Origin of the sequence: Streptomyces canus 299MFChir4.1, assembly GCF_000383615.1 — a bacterium.
Taxonomy (GTDB): domain Bacteria; phylum Actinomycetota; class Actinomycetes; order Streptomycetales; family Streptomycetaceae; genus Streptomyces; species Streptomyces canus_C.
In genome coordinates this window covers 23,144-39,967 of sequence record NZ_KB911582.1, presented here as the reverse complement: position 1 = coordinate 39,967, position 16,824 = coordinate 23,144, and the positions used below count along the sequence as shown (strand labels likewise).

Below are 16,824 nucleotides of genomic sequence, written 5' to 3'. Positions count from 1 at the left end.
GGGGGTGGCGGGTTGCGGGCGTCTGCCGGGTGCTGATCGGGGGCGGGGGTGGCCGGGTACGGTGCGTGCGGTCTTGCCGGGTGCTGGCGGGGTGTGGGGGTGGCGGGTTGCGGGCGTCTGCCGGGTGCTGATCGGGGGCGGGGCCTGGTCAGCTGCGGGCGCTTGCGGGGTGCTGGTGTGGCGTGGAGGTAGTGGGGCTGCGGTGTGCCCGCCGATGCTGATCTGGGGCGGGGGTGGCCGGGTACGGTGCGTGCGGTCTTGCCGGGTGCTGATCGGGGGCGGAGGTGGCGGGGCTGCGGGCGTCCGCCGGGTGCTGAGATGGGGCGTGGAGGGCCTGTCGGTCTCAGGGGGCGCCTGGTGGTAGCCCGGAGTCGGCTTCCTCCCGGGGTCGGGCGTGGCGGCGGCGGGCTGCCGAGAGGCCGCACAGGGTCAGCATCGCCGCGATCGCCGCCACGTGTTCCCGGCCGGCGAGGTTCTCCTTCGCCAGCACCTCGACCACCATCGCCGCGATCACGGCACCCGCGGTGACCCGGGCGCCGTAGCGCCAGCCGAGGAAGACGGCGAGGCCCACCACAGCCGCCGACGGGCCGGTGTCGACGACGTGGGCGTCCGAGGCGGGCAGGCCGAGGGGGCTGTCGGGGCCCAGCCAGATGCTTACGCGGGCGTACAGCGTTCCGGCGAGCGTGGCCGCGTAGGCCAGCGTGAGCGTCCGCCACCGGCCCAGACAGATCTCGGCGATCCCGAACACGAACAGGATCTGCGCCAGCGCACCCCACACCGGCAGGTCCAGGGCCGGCACGAACAGGGAGAGCGGGGTGCGGAGCAGAGCGAGCCAGAGAGGGTCCGCGGCGCGCACGGCACCGACGTCCTGGACGAAGTCGTAACCCCACGACTGGTTGTGCACGAAATGCAGCGCCGCCGTCAGACACACGGCCGCAAGGGCCAGGGGGACCGCCCGCCATCGCCGCCGCAGCAGCGGCCCGCGGACGGTGACGTACAGCTCACCCCACTCCGCACGGGCCCAGCGGGCGAGCATCTTCATCCCACGTCCTCATCTGTGCGTGCTCAAGTGCTCCCGGCGCCGCAGCCACCCCGGCAGCCCCGGCACCTCCAGGAACCCCTCCGCGCGGGCGGAGGCGATCCCGATGCGCGGCAGGTCCGCGCTCTTCTCGAAGAGCAGGAACCGCGGCTCCCAGATGGGCCGGTACTTGGCGTTGGCCCGGTACAGGGACTCGATCTGCCACCAGCGGGAGAAGAAGCTGAGCAGCGACCGCCACAGCCGCAGCACCGGCCCGGCGCCAAGACGCGCACCACGTTCGAAGACCGAGCGGAACATCGCGAAGTTGAGCGAGACCTGGGTGATCTGGATCTCCTGGGCCCGGTTGAGCAGCTCGATGACCATGAACTCCATGAGGCCGTTGTCCGCGTCGCGGTCCCGGCGCATGAGGTCGAGGGACAGCCCGTGCGGCCCCCACGGCACGAAGGAGAGCACCGCCTTCAGCTCCCCGTCGGCGTCACTGCACTCCAGCGCCACGCACCGCCCGTCCTCCGGGTCCCCGAGCCGCCCCAGCGCCATGCTGAACCCGCGCTCGGTGGCCCCGTCGCGCCAGTCGTCGGCCCGCCGTACGAGCGCCTCCATCTCCTCGGCGGGGATGTCCTCGTGGCGCCGGATCCGTACCGTGTACCCGGCCCGCCGGACCCGGTTGTACGCCTGCCGGACGGTCCGCATCGCCCGCCCCTCCAGCGTGAACTCGGCGACCTCCACGATCGCCTCGTCACCCAGCTCCAGCGCGTCCAGGCCGTGCCGCGCGTACACCGTCCCGGCGTCCTCGCCCGCGCCCATCACGGCCGGCAGCCACCCGTGCTCCCGCGCCTCGGCGAGCCACGGCTCGATCGCCCCCGGCCAGGCCTCCGGGTCGCCGATCGGATCACCGGACGCCAGGGAGACCCCGCTGACCACCCGGTAGGTCACGGCCGCCTTCCCGGTCGGCGACCAGACGACGCTCTTCTCCCTGCGCAGCGCGAAGTACCCGAGCGAGTCCCGCTCGCCGTGCCGCTCCAGCAGTTCCCGCAGGCACCGCTCGTCGTCCTCGGTGAGCGGGTCGACGGCACGCCGGGAGCGGAAGGCGGCGTAGAAGACGGCGAGGACGAGGACCGTGCTGAGCACGTTGATGGCGACATTGACCCAGTTCGGCGTGAGGATCCCGTCGAAGCGGGAGTCGTCGGCGGCGACCGAGACCAGCCGCAGCGTGCCGTACCACCAGCGCTCGACGAAGGCCGACGACCGCGACGCCTGGTTGGTGACGGTCACCAGCAGCGCGGCCAGCAGCGAGCACACCAGCAGTCCGCCCACGGCCACGGCGGCGGCGAGCCGCGGGTTGGACCGGTCGCCCTTGGCGTAGAACTCCCGCCGCCCGACGAGGAGGGCGACCACGAAGGCGGCGGTGAGGAACAGGGAGATCCAGTTCTGCGCGTACCGCCGGATCTCCGGGAACGCCATCGCGAAGACGAACAGCGCGAGGAACGCCCCCGACAGCACCAGGTTCAGGATCCACGCCGCGCGCTTGCGCCGCCGCATGGTGATCGCGAGGAACGCCGTGAACACCCCGGAGGCGAAGCCCGCCGTCAGCAGATACGGCGTGAAGAGGTCCTGCTGGTTGTGGCGCCGTACGTCCTGCCCCAGCGACACCCACACCGCACTGAGGAAGTTGACGAACGCGACGACCCGCAGGTACCAGACGGCGAACCCGGCGGCCCGCCGCGAGGCGGCGGTGGACCGTGCATCCCGGACAGGTGCGACTCGGACATCTCCCATGAAGGGCGATCATGCCCCTTGCGCCGGCGATTTGGCCGCAAGGGCACCCCCCTGTCCTCGACTACTCCTCGTCGGACGCCTTCTCCGGTTCCTTCTCCTGCGACTCCTCGGAGTCCGCGGGCTTCTCGGGCAGCTCGGCGGCCAGCGCCGCCGCGGCCTGCACCAGCGGCAGCGCGAGCAGTCCGCCCGCGCCCTCCCCGACCGTCACGCCGTGGTCGAGCAGCGGTTCCAGGGCCATCCGGTCCAGCGCCTTCGCCTGCCCCGGCTCACCACTGCTCTGCCCGGCCAGCCACCAGTCCGGCGCCCGGAAGGCGATCCGCTGCCCCACCAGCGCACAGGCGGCCACGACCACCCCGTCCAGCACGACGGGCAGCTTGCGCACCGCGCTCTGCAGCAGGAACCCGGTGATCGCCGCGAGGTCGGCCCCGCCCACCGTCGCCAGCAGCTGCAACTGGTCCCCGAGCACCGGCCGCGCCCGCCGCAGCGCGTCCCGGATCGCCGCGCACTTGCGCATCCACGCGAGGTCGTCGATCCCGGTCCCGCCGCGCCCGGTCACCACGGACGCGTCGGTCCCGCACAGCGCTGCGACCAGCACCCCGGCCGCCGTGGTCCCGCCCACGCTCACATCGCCGAGCACCACGAGATCCGTACCGGAGTCGGCCTCCTCGTCGGCCACCGCGACCCCGGCCCGGAAGGCGGCCTCCGCCTCCTCCGCCGTCAACGCGTCCTCGACATCGATACGACCGCTCCCGCGCCGCACCCGATGCCGTACGACGTCCTGCGGCAGCTCGTCCGGATCGCAGTCCAGCGCCATGTCCACGACCCGCACCGGGACGCCGAGGCGCCGGGCGAGGATCGACACCGGACGGCCGCCCTCCAGGACCTCTCGCACCAACTCCGAGGCACTGCCCGCGGCCCGTCCCGAGACACCCAGTTCGGCGACCCCGTGGTCACCGGCGAACAGCACGACCCGCGGCCGTTCGACCGGCCGTACCGGTACCGCCGACTGCGCCGCCGCCAGCCACTCACCCAGGTCGTCGAGGCGGCCCAGCGCCCCGGGAGGCACGATCTGACGCTCCCGGCGCGCCTCGGCGTCGCGACGCACCCCGCCGTCGGGGCGCTCGATCAGATCGGTGAAGTCGTCGAGATTAAGCGAGCTCATTCGCCGAACAGTACCGGCCCTGATCGAACACGGGGGTGCCGCAGGGCCATGACGTCATTGCACCCGGGATCGGGATCCCATACGTTCCGTTTTGTAGCGAATTGCTGTGCGTCCCCGGGAGACCCCATGTCCGCACCGACCGCCCCTTCCGTACGGCGTCTTCGCTCCACCGCCCGCGCCATACTGCCGTTCCCCGAACCCGAGAGCTGGCTGGACGTGGACACCGGGGACGCGGACTTCCCCGAGGCGGCGCGAACGTTCTTCCCCTACACGGCCTTCGACGGCCTGGACCCCACCCCTCGCGTCCTGCACGCCCAGGCGATCGAGCGCCTGGAGGAGGGCTACCAGGGCCGTCTGACCGACCCGCGGATCGTCGCCCACCTGCGCGCCCGCTACGACGTGGTCAGCCTGCTGAACCGTCGCGCCGACCCCGCGGAACTCCAGGCGGCCCTCGCCGTCCTGCGCCCCGGCGGCCACCTCCTGGTCGAGTCCAGGGACGACCCCCGCCCCGAACTGGAGTCCCGGGGCTGCACCGTCATCGCCACGGCCCGCCGATCCGCGCACGTCCCGGCCCGCCTGACGGCCCGTCTGCCCGGCACCCCCGGGTTGCTGACCTCCACCGCGAGAGCGCTGGACCACACCCTGGCCCTCCTCCTCGCCGGCACCCGTTTCGCGAAGGCCTACCGGGTGATCGCGCGCAAGGAGCCGTCAGCCCCGTAGGACCATCGCCTGTCCCGCCACCACCAGCACCACCTGCTCGCACTCGCCCGCGAACGCCGCGTTCAGCCGCCCCAGTTCGTCCCGGTACCGGCGCCCGGACGCGGTGGCCGGCACGATCCCCGACCCCACCTCGTTCGACACGGCCACCACGGTCCGCCGCGCCTCCCGCACCGCCTCCGTCAACTCCCGCACCCGCGAACGCAGTTCCCGCTCCCCGCCGTCGGCCCACTCCGCGTCGTCCCACGCCCCCACGGCGTCCATCGCGTCCGTCAGCCACAGCGACAGACAGTCGACCAGCAGCGGCGCCCCGTCGTCCTTCAGCAGCGGCACCAGGTCGCAGGTCTCCGTCGTACGCCACGATCCGGGCCGCCGCTCCCGGTGGGCGGCGACCCGGGAGGCCCACTCAGTGTCCCCGTTCCGCGACCCGCCGGTCGCCACGTACAGCACGTCGGGGAACGCCTCAAGGCGCCGCTCGGCCTCCACCGACTTCCCGGACCGCGCCCCGCCCAGCACCAGCGTCCGCCGCGGCACATCCGGTACCTCCTCATAGCCGCCGACGACCAGAGTCGTCCCGTCGGGCACGGCCCGCGCCCCGGCCGCGGCCAGCCTCCGCCGCACCTCGGCGCCGGGCGGCACGTCGTGATCGACATGCACGGCGACGACGTCGGTCGTGGGCCCCGCGGCCCCGACGGCCCGCAGCCGGGCGAGCGCGTCCGGCCGCCGCACGACATCGGCGAGCACCATGTCGTACGACTCCGCCGCCCCCTTCTCCAGCCCCGCCGGCGCGCCCCCGGGCGGCAGGTACAGCACCCGCTGCCCGTCCGGCCCGGTGACGGCGTACCCGGTCCCCGGCGCGTCCATCGGCACGGCCCGCACCCGATGCCCCGTCAACAACGTCAACTCCCGGCCGTCCGGCACCCGCCCCGGCTGCGGAAGACCCGCGGGCACCTCGACGGGGGGCCCGTCATGGGGGTGCGACAGCAGGACCTGCCGTACCCCGGCGAGCGACTGCCCGGCCCGGGCGGCGGCGAAGGCGGCACCGGGGGTGAGATCGAGCAGCAGGATCCCGTCGACGAGCACGGCGGTGGCGGCCCGCGCGTTCTCGCCGAGCGCGGTGGCGCACGCGGCACAGGGACAGAAGGGCCGGGGAAGACCGGCGGGGGCGCCGGTGCCGAGCAGAGTGAGTTCCACGGAACCGATTCTCGCCGGTCCCCGGTGATCCAGCGCGCGCGGAGCCGCTTTCAGGGGCGCGGAGCCGTGCCGATCTGCGGCTCCGCCGCGAGGGCGCGGGCAACCCCCACCGGTCCGCGGCCCGCGAACTACCGCTTAGGGTGCTCTTCGTAACGGATCAAACACGGGAGGCTCACATGGCGACATGGACCTGGCGATTCGAGAAGGCCGACGGTGCGGAGACCCAACCCGCCGTGGAGCCGGAGGAGTTCACCACCCAGGGCGACGCCGAGTCCTGGCTCGGCGAGTACTGGAAGCCCCTGCTCGCCGGCGGCGCGGAACAGGTGCGGCTGTTCGAGGACGCCACCGAGATCTACGGCCCGATGAGCCTGAAGGCGGCAGAGGAAGCGTGACCGGGGTGGGCGAGAGCCACAGCGCGGCCCTCGCCCACCACCGCTACTGCTCGCCCAGCGTCACTTCCACCGTCTTCGCGCTGCCGTCCCGGGTGTAGGTCACGGTGGTCTTCTGACCCGGCTTGTCCGCCGCGAGCGCCTCGGAGAGCGAGGTGATGGTCGTGATCCCGGTGTCGCCCAGCTGCGTGATGACGTCCCCGGGCTCGATGCCCGCCTTGTCCGCGGCCCCGCCGCTCTTCACGTCCACGACCGCGACCCCGGCGGCCCGGGAGGCGGCGTCGACGACCGTACGGCCGGTGATGCCGAGCGCGGCCCGGCCCGAGTCGGTGACCTTGCCGTCCTTGATGATCTGATCGGCGACCTTCTTCACCATCGAGGCGGGGATCGCGAACCCGATCCCGGGCGCCGCGCTGTTCCCGAAGGTGGGGTCGATCGCCGCGAGCGTCGGGATGCCGATGACCTGGCCGTCGAGGTTGACGAGGGCGCCGCCGCTGTTGCCGGGGTTGATGGCCGCGGAGGTCTGCACCATGTTGGCGATGGTCGCCCCGGGCTCGCCCTCGCCGCTGCTCTCGCTGACGGTCCGTCCGGTCGCCGAGACGATGCCCTGGGTCACGCTGGACGACAGACCGAGCGGTGAGCCCATGGCGAGCACGATCTGGCCCACCTGGACTTTTGAGGTGTCCCCGAAGGTCGCCGCCCGCAGCCCGTCCGGCACCTTGTCCAGCTTGATGACGGCTAGATCCTGCTCGGGGTAGGAGGACACGAGCGTCGCGGTCAGCTCGTTCTCGTTGTGCGCCGTCGTCACCTTGAAGGTCTTCTCGTCCCCGACGACATGCGCGTTGGTGACGATGTGCCCCTTGTCGTCGTACACCACCCCGGAGCCCAGATCATTGCTGGCCTGGATCTGCACGACCGACGGCAGAACGTCCTTGATCACCTTCTGGTAGTCGCTCTGCAGATCGCTCGCGGCGGCGGGTGCGGCAGCCTGCGCGGCCTGCGTGGTCGACGTCTTCTTCCGCGCGGAGGAACCGGAGTCGGAGGAACCGGAGTCGGAACACCCGGACAGCAGCACGACCGAACACACGAGCGCCGCCAACGGCAGCCGCAGAGCACAGGTACGCGAAGCATTCATGCCCCGAGTCTCATCTCGGGGCGAAGGCCCGGGCCTGTGCTGTTCGCCCGAACGGGCTCAGCCCCGCACCCCGCACAGGTGCAGCAGCGCGGCGACGCCACGGTACGGATCCGTCCGCCCGGCCCGCTCCTCGCAGGCCAGCAGCGTCTCCATGTCGTCCGGCGTCCCGGTGTCGTCCGCCGCCGTGTCCGTGAACACCCGTACCCCGTACCAGGCCTGGAGCGGCGCCCCGATGCCGGCGAGCGTCGCGGTCAGCGTGCTCAGCCGGTCGGCCCGCACGTCGAGCCCCAGCCGGTTGCGGTACGCCGTGGTGTCGAAGGCCCCCAGCGCGCCGGCCCAGTCCCCGGCCAGCCCCGGCCGCATCGCCAGCGCGTCGGCGTTGCGCACGAGCAGCGACAGCAGCCCGCCCGGTGCCAGCATCCGCGCAAGACCGGCGAGCAGCGGATCCGGCTCCTCGACGTACATGAGCACGCCGTGGCACAGCACCACGTCGAAACTGCCCGGCAGGAAGTGCACCCCGGTGTCCCGGCCGTCGCCCTCGATGATCCGCATCCGCTCCCGGATGCCCTCGGGCTCGGCGGACAGGGCCTCCCGGGCCGCCGCGACCATGGTGGCGTCCCGTTCGAGCCCGGTCACCTGGTGCCCGGCGCGGGCCAGCCGCAGGGCCTGAGTGCCCTGGCCCATCCCCACGTCGAGCACCCGCAGCCGCTGCCCGACCGGGTACCGGCCCACTATCTGCTCGTCGAGCTGCCGGGCCACCAGCTCCTGTCGTACGACATTGCGCAGCCCGCCGAGCTTTCCCAGCCAGGCGTCGGCCGCACCCCCGGAGAAAGACGTCGTACTCAGGGCCGCTCTCCGCGCTTGACCTGCGGCTTCGGCAACCGGAGGCGACGCATCTGGAGGGAGCGCATCAGGGCGTAGGCGACCGCGCCCTTGCGGTTCTGGTCCGGGAAGCGCTCGGCGAGCCGCTTCTTCAGACGGAAACCGGTGAGGATCGAGTCGAGCACGATGAGCACGATCACGACGAGCCACAACAGCAGCGCGATGTTCTGGAGCGCGCCCACCCGCACCAGGCTCAGCACGAGGATGACCACGGCCATCGGCAGGAAGAACTCCGCCACGTTGAACCGCGCGTCGATGGTGTCGCGGGCGAACTTGCGCACCGGGCCCTTGTCCCGCGCGGGCAGGTACCGCTCGTCACCGCCGGCCAGCGCCTGGCGCTGCCTCTCCAGCGCCGAGCGGCGCTCCTCGCGCTGCCTCTTGGCGGCGTCCTTGCGGGTGAGCGACGTGTTGGCGACGCTGCGGCGCTGGGACTGGGCCTCATTGCGCTTCGGCGTGGGCCGGCCCTTGGGGGCCTGCGGGTCGCGGGGCTGCTTGGAGTCGGTCAGCTGCGCCTTGTCGGCGACGGCGGCCTTCTCTTCCTTGGTGGCACGGCTTCGGAACACAAAACCCAAGGGTAAGGGGTGTCCGGGGTTGGACCCCAGCCCGGTGGGGAACGATCCGGCAACACCAGTCGTCATGTAAGGGGACAGAGGGGACGTCCGGTGTCGGTTGCTGACCCTGAAGGTCACCTACTCCTTACGCCGGAGCAAGGGATTGGTCAGTCGTCCTTGGGGATGAGCGCATCCGTCCCGGAACAGTGCGTCAATGGATGCAGGGCCCGTACTGTGGGTTCTGTCGCAGAGCTGGAGCTGGAAGTCCGTCAGAAGGGGGCGCGCGAAGCCCATGAGCGGTGTCATGAAGCGTATGGGGATGATCTTCCGCGCGAAGGCGAACAAGGCCCTTGACCGGGCCGAGGATCCGCGCGAAACCCTCGATTACTCGTACCAGAAACAGCTGGAGCTGCTCCAGAAGGTGCGCCGGGGCGTGGCCGATGTGGCCACCTCCCGCAAGCGCCTGGAACTCCAGCTGAACCAGTTGCAGTCGCAGTCCTCGAAGCTGGAGGACCAGGGCCGCAAGGCGCTCGCGCTCGGCCGTGAGGACCTCGCCCGTGAGGCGCTGTCCCGCCGCGCCGCGCTCCAGCAGCAGGTGACCGACCTGGAGACCCAGCACTCGACGCTGCAGGGCGAGGAGGAGAAGCTCACCCTTGCGGCCCAGCGCCTCCAGGCCAAGGTGGACGCCTTCCGGACCAAGAAGGAGACCATCAAGGCGACCTACACCGCGGCCCAGGCGCAGACCCGGATCGGCGAGGCCTTCTCCGGTATCTCCGAGGAGATGGGCGACGTGGGCCTGGCGATTCAGCGGGCCGAGGACAAGACCGCCCAGCTCCAGGCCCGGGCCGGCGCCATCGACGAACTCCTCGCCTCGGGTGTCCTGGACGACCAGTCCGGCATGCACAAGGACGACATCCAGGCCGAGCTGGACCGGCTCTCCGGTGGTACGGATGTAGAGCTGGAGCTGCAGCGCATGAAGGCGGAGCTGGCTGGGGGTACCTCCCAGGCTATTGGCACTGGGGGAGGCTCCTCGTCGCAGCAGGCCATCGAGGGCGGCACCGGTCAGTCGCAGTCCCAGCAGCCGCAGGACACTCCACGCTTCGACAAGCAGTAGGTCCCACGCCGAGGAGGGCGACATGATCGTACGGATCATGGGGGAGGGGCAGGTGAGGCTGGCCGAGAGCCACCTCGCCGACCTGAACAAGCTGGACGACGAGCTGTTGGCCGAGATGGAGAAGGGCGACGGCCCGGGATTCCGCCGCACTCTCCAGGCCCTCCTCGCCCGTGTCCGGGAACTGGGCGTGCCTCTCCCCGACGACTCCCTGGAACCCTCGGAGCTGATCCTGCCGTCCTCGGACGCGACCTTGGAGGAAGTCCGGGACCTGCTCAGCGACGACGGCCTGATCCCGGGCTGACCCCGCACCGTCCCGGATTCGGGGATGCCCGAGCCGGCCCGGGGCGCTCTGCTCCAGCGCCGTCCCGCCGTGCCGAGCCGTTCCAGGAAGCCCGCCGCCGTCCCCCAGGGGCTCCACGCTTCAGCCCTCCCCGGCCCCCACCCGCTGCCCAGGACCGGCAGGCCCCGGAGCGGTCACCGCGACCCGGGCAGGGGCTCCGGGCTTCTGCCCGCCCCCCGGCCGCACGGCTTCCCGTCCCATGCCTCCGTCCCGCCTCCGAGGACCGGCAGGCTCCGGAGCGGTCACCGCGACCCGGGCAGGGACTCCGGGTGCGCTACCGGGGCAGGGGCTCCGGGCTTCTGCCCGCCCCCCGGCCGCACGGCTTCCCGTCCCATGCCTCCGTCCCGCCTCCGAGGCCCGGCAGGCTCCGGAGCGGTCACCGCGACCCGGGCAGGGACTCCGGGTGCGCTACCGGGGCAGGGGCTCCGGGCTTCTGCCCGCCCCCCGGCCCCCGGTTCCGTCCCATGCCTCCGCCCCGCCTCCGAGGGCCGGCAGGCCCGCCGGAGCCGTCACCGCGGCCCGGCTGCGCGAGGCCGGAAACGTACAGGTGGCCTCCGTTCCGCCCCCGGCAGGGCCCCCGTACTGTTCAAGAGTGAGTCGCCCCCTCGACCGCGCCCGGCACCACCTCAAGGCGCACCCCCTGGCCCTGGACGCCGTCCTCGCGGCGGGCGTGCTCGGCTGCATGGTGGTCGGTTCCTTCGTCCAGCCCCACGACCAGGACGCCGTCAGCTGGAGCATCCGCACCCCTGACCTGCTCAGCCTCGTCCTCATGGCCCTCGCCGCCCTCGCGCTGGTCTTCCGCCGCCGCGCCCCCCTCACCGTCCTGGCCCTCACCGGCACCGCCGCCATCATCGAGTGCGTCACCGGCGACCCCCGCGCGCCCGTCGCCATGGCCGCCGTGATCGCCCTCTACACGGTCGCCTCCACCACCGACCGCCCCACCACCTGGCGCGTCGGCCTGCTCACCATGACCGTGCTCACCGGCGCCGCGATGCTCGCAGGCCCGCTGCCCTGGTACGCCCAGGAGAACCTCGGCATCTTCGCCTGGACCGGCATCGGCGCCACCGCAGGGGACGCCGTCCGCAGCCGCCGCGCCTTCGTCCAGGCCATCAGGGAGCGCGCCGAGAAGGCCGAACGCACCCGTGAGGAGGAGGCCCGGCGCAGGGTCGCCGAGGAGCGTCTGCGCATCGCCCGCGACCTGCACGACGTCGTCGCCCACCACATCGCCCTGGTCAACGTCCAGGCCGGAGTCGCCGCGCACGTCATGGACAAGCGGCCCGACCAGGCCAAGGAAGCCCTCGCCCATGTCCGCGAGGCCAGCCGCTCCGCCCTCAACGAACTCCGCGCCACCGTCGGCCTGCTGCGGCAGTCCGGCGACCCCGAGGCGCCCACCGAACCCGCTCCCGGCCTGGCCCGCCTCGACGAACTCGTCGGCACCTTCCGCAGCGCGGGCCTCCCCGTCGAGGTCGCCCGCGCCGACCACGGCACCACCCTGCCCGCCGCCGTGGACCTGGCCGCCTACCGGGTCATCCAGGAAGCCCTCACGAACGTACGGAAACACGCGGGGGCGGACGCGAAGGCCGAGGTCAGCGTCGTACGCGGCGGCCCCAACGTGGAGATCACGGTCCTCGACGACGGAGCCGGCGACGACGACGACCCGGACAACGGCGGCGGCCACGGCCTGCTCGGCATGCGCGAGCGCGTCACCGCCCTGCGCGGCACCCTCACCACCGGTCCCCGCTACGGAGGCGGTTTCCGCGTCCATGCGATCCTGCCCGTCAAGACCCGCACCGCCGCAGCAAGGGACGAACCGGGGGAGCCCGTATGACGATCCGTGTCCTGCTCGCCGACGACCAGGCGCTGCTGCGCAGCGCCTTCCGGGTGCTCGTCGACTCGGAGCCGGACATGGAGGTGGTCGGCGAGGCGTCCGACGGCGCCGAGGCCGTACGGCTGACCAGGCAGGAGCGCGCCGACGTCGTGCTGATGGACATCCGGATGCCCGGCACGGACGGTCTCGCCGCCACCCGCATGATCAGCGAGGACGCCTCCCTCTCCCATGTCCGGGTGGTCATCCTGACCACCTTCGAGGTCGACGACTACGTCGTGCAGTCCCTGCGCGCCGGCGCCTCCGGCTTCCTCGGCAAGGGCAGCGAACCCGACGAACTCCTCAGCGCCATCCGGGTCGCGGCCGGCGGCGAGGCCCTGCTGTCCCCGGCCGCCACCAAGGGCCTGATCGCCCGCTTCCTCGCCCAGGGCGACGGGGACGACAACGACCCGGTGAGCTCCGAACGCCTCGCCGCCCTCACCGTCCGCGAGCGCGAGGTCCTCGTCCAGGTCGCCGGCGGTCACTCCAACGACGAGATCGCCGAGCGCCTGGAGGTCAGCCCGCTCACCGTCAAGACCCACGTCAACCGGGCCATGGCGAAGCTGGGCGCCCGGGACCGGGCCCAGCTGGTGGTGATCGCGTACGAGTCGGGGCTCGTACGGCCAAGGGTGGAATGACCCCCACGAGGGCCGCGAAAACAATTCTCGCGGTGATGTCGAGAACCCGTGCCCCGCTCCGTCCCCGTGGTGAGAGCGACCAGAATGGCCGCATCGGGACCGAGGAGAGACACCATGGCCAAGTACCTGCTGCTGAAGCACTACCGTGGCGCTCCGGCTCCGGCCAACGACGTGCCCATGGAGCAGTGGACGCCGGAGGAGATCTCCGCGCACGTGCAGTACATGCGGGACTTCGCTGACCGGCTGGTGAAGACCGGGGAGTACGTCGACGGGCAGGCCCTCGCTCCCGAGGGGACCTGGGTGCGGTACGACGGCGAGGGGCGGCCGCCCGTCACCGACGGGCCGTTCGCCGAGACCAAGGACCTCATCGCCGGCTGGATGGTGATCGACGTCGACAGCTACGAGCGGGCCCTGGAGCTGGCCGGGGAGCTGTCGGCCGCCCCCGGCGCCGGCGGGAAGCCGATCCACGAGTGGCTGGAGCTGCGCCCGTTCTACGCGGCCTCGCCCACCGACCCGGAGTGCCACGCCGGTGGATGAGGCGCTGCTCAGAAGCCTCACGCCGGGCGTGCTCACCGTCCTCGTCCGCCGCGGAGCCGACTTCGCGGCGGCCGAGGACGCCGTCCAGGACGCGCTCGTCGAGGCGGTGCGGGTGTGGCCGGACGACCCGCCGCGGGACGCCAAGGGCTGGCTGGTCACCGTGGCCTGGCGCAAGTTCCTCGACGCGACCCGCTCGGACACCGCCCGCCGACGGCGAGAGGGCCGTATCGACGAGGAACCGTTGCCCGGCCCCACGCCCGCCGTGGACGACACCCTCCAGCTCTACTTCCTGTGCGCCCACCCCTCGCTCACCCCGTCCTCCGCCGTCGCCCTCACCCTGCGCGCCGTCGGCGGACTCACCACCCGCCAGATCGCCCAGGCCTACCTCGTGCCCGAGGCGACCATGGCGCAGCGCATCAGCCGGGCCAAGCGCACCGTCTCCGGCGTCCGCTTCGACCAGCCCGGCGATGTCGCCACCGTGCTGCGCGTCCTCTACCTCGTTTTCAACGAGGGCTACTCCGGCGATGTCGACCTCGCCGCCGAGGCCATCCGGCTCACCCGGCAGCTCGCCGCCGCCATCGACCACCCCGAGGTCGCGGGGCTGCTCGCCCTGATGCTGCTCCACCACGCCCGCCGCGCCTCCCGCACCGCCCCCGACGGCGCTCTGGTGCCGCTCGCCGAACAGGACCGCACCCGCTGGGACACCGCGGCGATCGCCGAGGGCGTGCGGATCCTCCAGGCCGCCCTCGCCCGCGACCGGCTGGGCGAGTTCCAGGCCCAGGCCGCCATCGCCGCCCTGCACGCCGACGCCCCCACCGCCGAGGAGACCGACTGGGTGCAGATCGTCGAGTGGTACGACGAACTGGCCCGTCTCACCGACAGTCCGGTCGTCCGCCTCAACCGGGCGGTCGCCGTGGGCGAGGCGGACGGCCCCCGAGCGGGCCTGGCCGCGCTGGCCGCGCTCGATGACTCACTGCCCCGCCACACCGCCGCGGCGGCCTATCTCCACGAACGCGCCGGCGACCTGACGAGCGCGGCCCGCCTGTACGCCGAGGCCGCCCACAAGGCCCCCAACCTCGCCGAACGCGACTACCTGACCCGCCAGGCGGCCCGGCTCAACTCCCTCGGGCGGTACTGACGGAACACGGCGGCGCCTTCCCGGCGGCTCCGGCCACCCCGTTACATATGCTGGTCGCTCGGACTGCCGCACGGGGGAAGGGGATGCGGGCATGCCGCTGCACAAGGACGACCCGAAATCGGTCGGCGGGTACAAGCTGGTCGACCGTCTCGGGTCCGGGGGAATGGGCGTCGTCTACCGGGGCAGAGCCCGCTCCGGGCGCGAGGTCGCGGTGAAGGTCGTGCACGCCCAGTACGCCGAGGACCCCGTCTTCCGCACCCGCTTCCGCCAGGAGATCGACGCCGTCCGCAAGGTGAGCGGTGCCTTCACCGCTCCGGTCGTGGACGCCGACCCCGAGGCGGCGCGGCCGTGGATGGCCACCCAGTACGTGCCCGGCCGCTCGCTCGCCGACCGGATATCCGAGCTCGGCCCGCTCCGAGAGGCCGAACTGCGGCGCCTGGCACTGGGATTGGTGGAGGCCCTGCGGGACATCCACCGCGCCGGTGTCGTGCACCGCGACCTCAAGCCCGCCAACGTCCTGATGGCCGGTGACGGCCCCCGCGTCATCGACTTCGGCATCTCCCGGGCGGCGGAGAACAACCCGCTCACAGAGACCGGCCAGATGATCGGCACCCCGCCCTTCATGTCCCCGGAACAGCTCACCGACGCCCGCACGGTCGGGCCGGCCTCCGACGTCTTCGCGCTCGGTGCCCTGCTGGTGTACACCGTCACGGGCCGGGGTCCGTTCGACGCGGACAGCCCCTACCTCACGGCGTACCAGGTGGTGCACGACGAACCCGTCCTGGACGGCGTACGGGATGAGCTGCGGACGGTCCTGCAGAGCTGTCTGGCCAAGAAGGCCGCGGACCGGCCCGGACTGGACGACGTGGCCCGGGAGCTCGCACGGGTGCTGCCGGAGGAGGAGGCCGCGGACGGCCCGCGGACGGTGACACCGCGCGAGGACCTGCCGGCCCCCTCCGACACCGGGGCCCCGGACCCGAGGTCGGCCACCTCGCCCGGCCGCCGGCGCCGACTGCGCCCGCTGTGGGCGATGACCGCCGCGATCGGCGTGCTGGCCGTCGGGCTGACCTCGTATCTGCTGACCGGCCCGGGACGGACCAACGGCGACGACGAGGGCGGCACGACCCGTGCGAAGACCGCCGCCTCGCGCTGGAAGGCGCTGCCCAGCGGCTGGCAACCCTGGCACACGACGGTGTACGCCACCGCCGAGCGGGGCCTGAAGAAAGGGATCACACTCCTGGACGGAGGGGGTGACAGTGGCCCGGAGTGCCAGATGTACGAGGGCGCCCTCTACTGCGCGGGCGACGCGGTGCTGCCCGTGCGCCTCGACGGTGTCACCGGACGGGTCGACTGGCGCGCCGACGGAATACCCTCCCTCCCCAAGAAGAGGTCGTACTTCTTCTGGCTCCTGGGGGTCACGGACGACGTCATGCTGGTCAAGCAGCAGTACCAACCCGAGGGTGGCGACCTCGTGACCTCCGTCAGCGCACTGGACACCCGGACGGGAAAACGGCTCTGGCACCGCACGGTGGACCTTCGGTCGACCCACGTGTTCGTCTCCGGTGACCTGGTGCTCGTACCGGACACCGGCCGCGGATCGCTGACCGCTCGTTCGGTACGTTCCGGCGCCCAGCGCTGGACGGCACCGCTTCCACCGGGCATGCAGTGCGACCCCGCGCACTCGAACGTGGGCCTCTACCTGGAGTGCAATCCCGGCACCACGGCCGCCAAGGACACCCTGCTCCTGGGGTTCGACCGCTCCGACGGCTCGGTGCGGCGCCTGAAGGTGCCCGATCACTCGACCCTCGTCGGCACGTACGACGGCCGCCTGCTCTACCTCGATGCCGGCGAGGAAGTGCCCGGGCACCTGAGCACCGGTACGAAGGGCCCCTTCTCCCGGATCCGGCTGGTCGACCCGGACACGGGCGCCGCCACGACGACGGAGCCGGCCGAGAAGTTCGAGGGCACCGCGACGACGGTGGACGGCACCCTGTGGTTCACCGGCACCTCCGGCCGGGTGACCGCCGTATCGGTCCGTACCGGCAAGCAGCTGTGGCAGACCCCGACAAGCCTGGAGCAGCCGGGCGGTGTCACCCCCGGCCCGGGAGCACGGGTGGTCTATCTGTCCAGCCCCAGCGGCCGGGTCGCGGCTCTGGACGCCGACAAGGGCACGCTGCTGTGGGAGACCTTGCCGCGCGCCACGTGGGTCAACTCACAGAGCGAGCTGGCGCCCCAGGTGCTGCTCAACAAGGGCGCCCTGATCGTTCCCACACTGGCCGGCGACGTCTTCACCCTCGACCCCGCCCACCCCGAGCGGACCTCCGCGTCGGGGTGAGCGCCTGCGACCA

General features: G+C 72.5%; 16 protein-coding genes. 9 read left to right on the top strand and 7 right to left on the bottom strand.

The genetic code is table 11. The annotated features are described in order from the left end of the window. Positions 1-343: 343 nt before the first annotated feature. The 3 genes from H293_RS59035 to cobT form a co-directional block, all read right to left on the bottom strand. A complete protein-coding gene (locus H293_RS59035; RefSeq protein ID WP_020115861.1) occupies positions 344-1,042 on the bottom strand; it encodes a hypothetical protein in 699 nt (232 codons plus the stop codon). 9 nt (positions 1,043-1,051) lie between these two features. Further along, on the bottom strand, positions 1,052-2,815 hold the full coding sequence (locus H293_RS0100180; protein WP_020115860.1) for a phosphatidylglycerol lysyltransferase domain-containing protein: 1,764 nt from the start codon (positions 2,813-2,815) through the stop codon (positions 1,052-1,054). A 61-nt stretch (positions 2,816-2,876) separates the two neighbouring features. Beyond that, entirely contained in the window at positions 2,877-3,977 is a 1,101-nt protein-coding gene (gene cobT, locus H293_RS0100175) for a nicotinate-nucleotide--dimethylbenzimidazole phosphoribosyltransferase (RefSeq protein ID WP_020115859.1), read from the bottom strand. 126 nt (positions 3,978-4,103) lie between these two features. Between cobT and H293_RS0100170 the strand changes: the two genes are divergently transcribed. Continuing rightward, positions 4,104-4,697, top strand: a complete 594-nt coding sequence (locus H293_RS0100170; protein WP_020115858.1) for a class I SAM-dependent methyltransferase — start codon at positions 4,104-4,106, stop codon at positions 4,695-4,697. Here H293_RS0100170 and H293_RS0100165 read toward each other — a convergent pair. Then, positions 4,686-5,888, bottom strand: coding sequence for a bifunctional adenosylcobinamide kinase/adenosylcobinamide-phosphate guanylyltransferase (locus H293_RS0100165; RefSeq protein ID WP_020115857.1), 1,203 nt, complete (start codon positions 5,886-5,888; stop codon positions 4,686-4,688). The two genes, H293_RS0100170 and H293_RS0100165, sit on opposite strands and share 12 nt — an antisense overlap. 176 nt (positions 5,889-6,064) lie before the next feature. On the opposite strand from H293_RS0100165, the gene H293_RS0100160 reads away from it, so the two are divergent. Beyond that, positions 6,065-6,280 (top strand): hypothetical protein, encoded by a 216-nt coding sequence (locus tag H293_RS0100160; RefSeq protein WP_020115856.1) that lies wholly within the window; start codon positions 6,065-6,067, stop codon positions 6,278-6,280. Positions 6,281-6,323: 43 nt separating this feature from the next. Here H293_RS0100160 and H293_RS0100155 read toward each other — a convergent pair whose 3' ends face one another. The 3 genes from H293_RS0100155 to H293_RS0100145 form a co-directional block, all read right to left on the bottom strand. Continuing rightward, the gene (locus H293_RS0100155) at positions 6,324-7,412 is read right to left on the bottom strand and encodes a S1C family serine protease (RefSeq protein WP_028807414.1); all 1,089 of its coding nucleotides are present in this window, start codon (positions 7,410-7,412) and stop codon (positions 6,324-6,326) included. A gap of 57 nt (positions 7,413-7,469) precedes the next feature. Further along, positions 7,470-8,171, bottom strand: a complete 702-nt coding sequence (locus H293_RS0100150) for a methyltransferase domain-containing protein (RefSeq protein WP_020115854.1) — start codon at positions 8,169-8,171, stop codon at positions 7,470-7,472. An 83-nt stretch (positions 8,172-8,254) separates the two neighbouring features. Next, positions 8,255-8,932: a DUF3043 domain-containing protein gene (locus H293_RS0100145; protein WP_106968235.1), complete on the bottom strand. Its 678-nt coding sequence runs from the start codon at positions 8,930-8,932 to the stop codon at positions 8,255-8,257. Positions 8,933-9,149: 217 nt separating this feature from the next. Here H293_RS0100145 and H293_RS0100140 point away from each other — a divergent pair, with 217 nt between their 5' ends. From H293_RS0100140 to H293_RS0100110, 7 genes are all read left to right on the top strand, one after another. Then, on the top strand, positions 9,150-9,959 hold the full coding sequence (locus H293_RS0100140) for a PspA/IM30 family protein (RefSeq protein WP_020115852.1): 810 nt from the start codon (positions 9,150-9,152) through the stop codon (positions 9,957-9,959). Positions 9,960-9,981: 22 nt separating this feature from the next. Beyond that, on the top strand, positions 9,982-10,260 hold the full coding sequence (gene pspAA / locus H293_RS0100135) for a PspA-associated protein PspAA (protein ID WP_020115851.1): 279 nt from the start codon (positions 9,982-9,984) through the stop codon (positions 10,258-10,260). Positions 10,261-10,891: 631 nt separating this feature from the next. Beyond that, a complete protein-coding gene (locus H293_RS0100130) occupies positions 10,892-12,127 on the top strand; it encodes a sensor histidine kinase (RefSeq protein WP_020115850.1) in 1,236 nt (411 codons plus the stop codon). Further along, complete coding sequence (locus H293_RS0100125) at positions 12,124-12,801, top strand: response regulator (RefSeq protein WP_020115849.1); 678 nt, start codon at positions 12,124-12,126, stop codon at positions 12,799-12,801. The genes H293_RS0100130 and H293_RS0100125 overlap by 4 nt, the downstream gene beginning before the upstream one ends. A 114-nt stretch (positions 12,802-12,915) precedes the next feature. Continuing rightward, positions 12,916-13,338, top strand: coding sequence for a YciI family protein (locus H293_RS0100120; protein WP_020115848.1), 423 nt, complete (start codon positions 12,916-12,918; stop codon positions 13,336-13,338). Continuing rightward, on the top strand, positions 13,331-14,476 hold the full coding sequence (locus H293_RS0100115) for an RNA polymerase sigma factor (protein WP_020115847.1): 1,146 nt from the start codon (positions 13,331-13,333) through the stop codon (positions 14,474-14,476). The genes H293_RS0100120 and H293_RS0100115 overlap by 8 nt, the downstream gene beginning before the upstream one ends. A gap of 91 nt (positions 14,477-14,567) precedes the next feature. Next, the gene (locus tag H293_RS0100110) at positions 14,568-16,811 is read left to right on the top strand and encodes a protein kinase domain-containing protein (RefSeq protein WP_020115846.1); all 2,244 of its coding nucleotides are present in this window, start codon (positions 14,568-14,570) and stop codon (positions 16,809-16,811) included. The last annotated feature ends 13 nt before the right edge of the window (positions 16,812-16,824 follow it).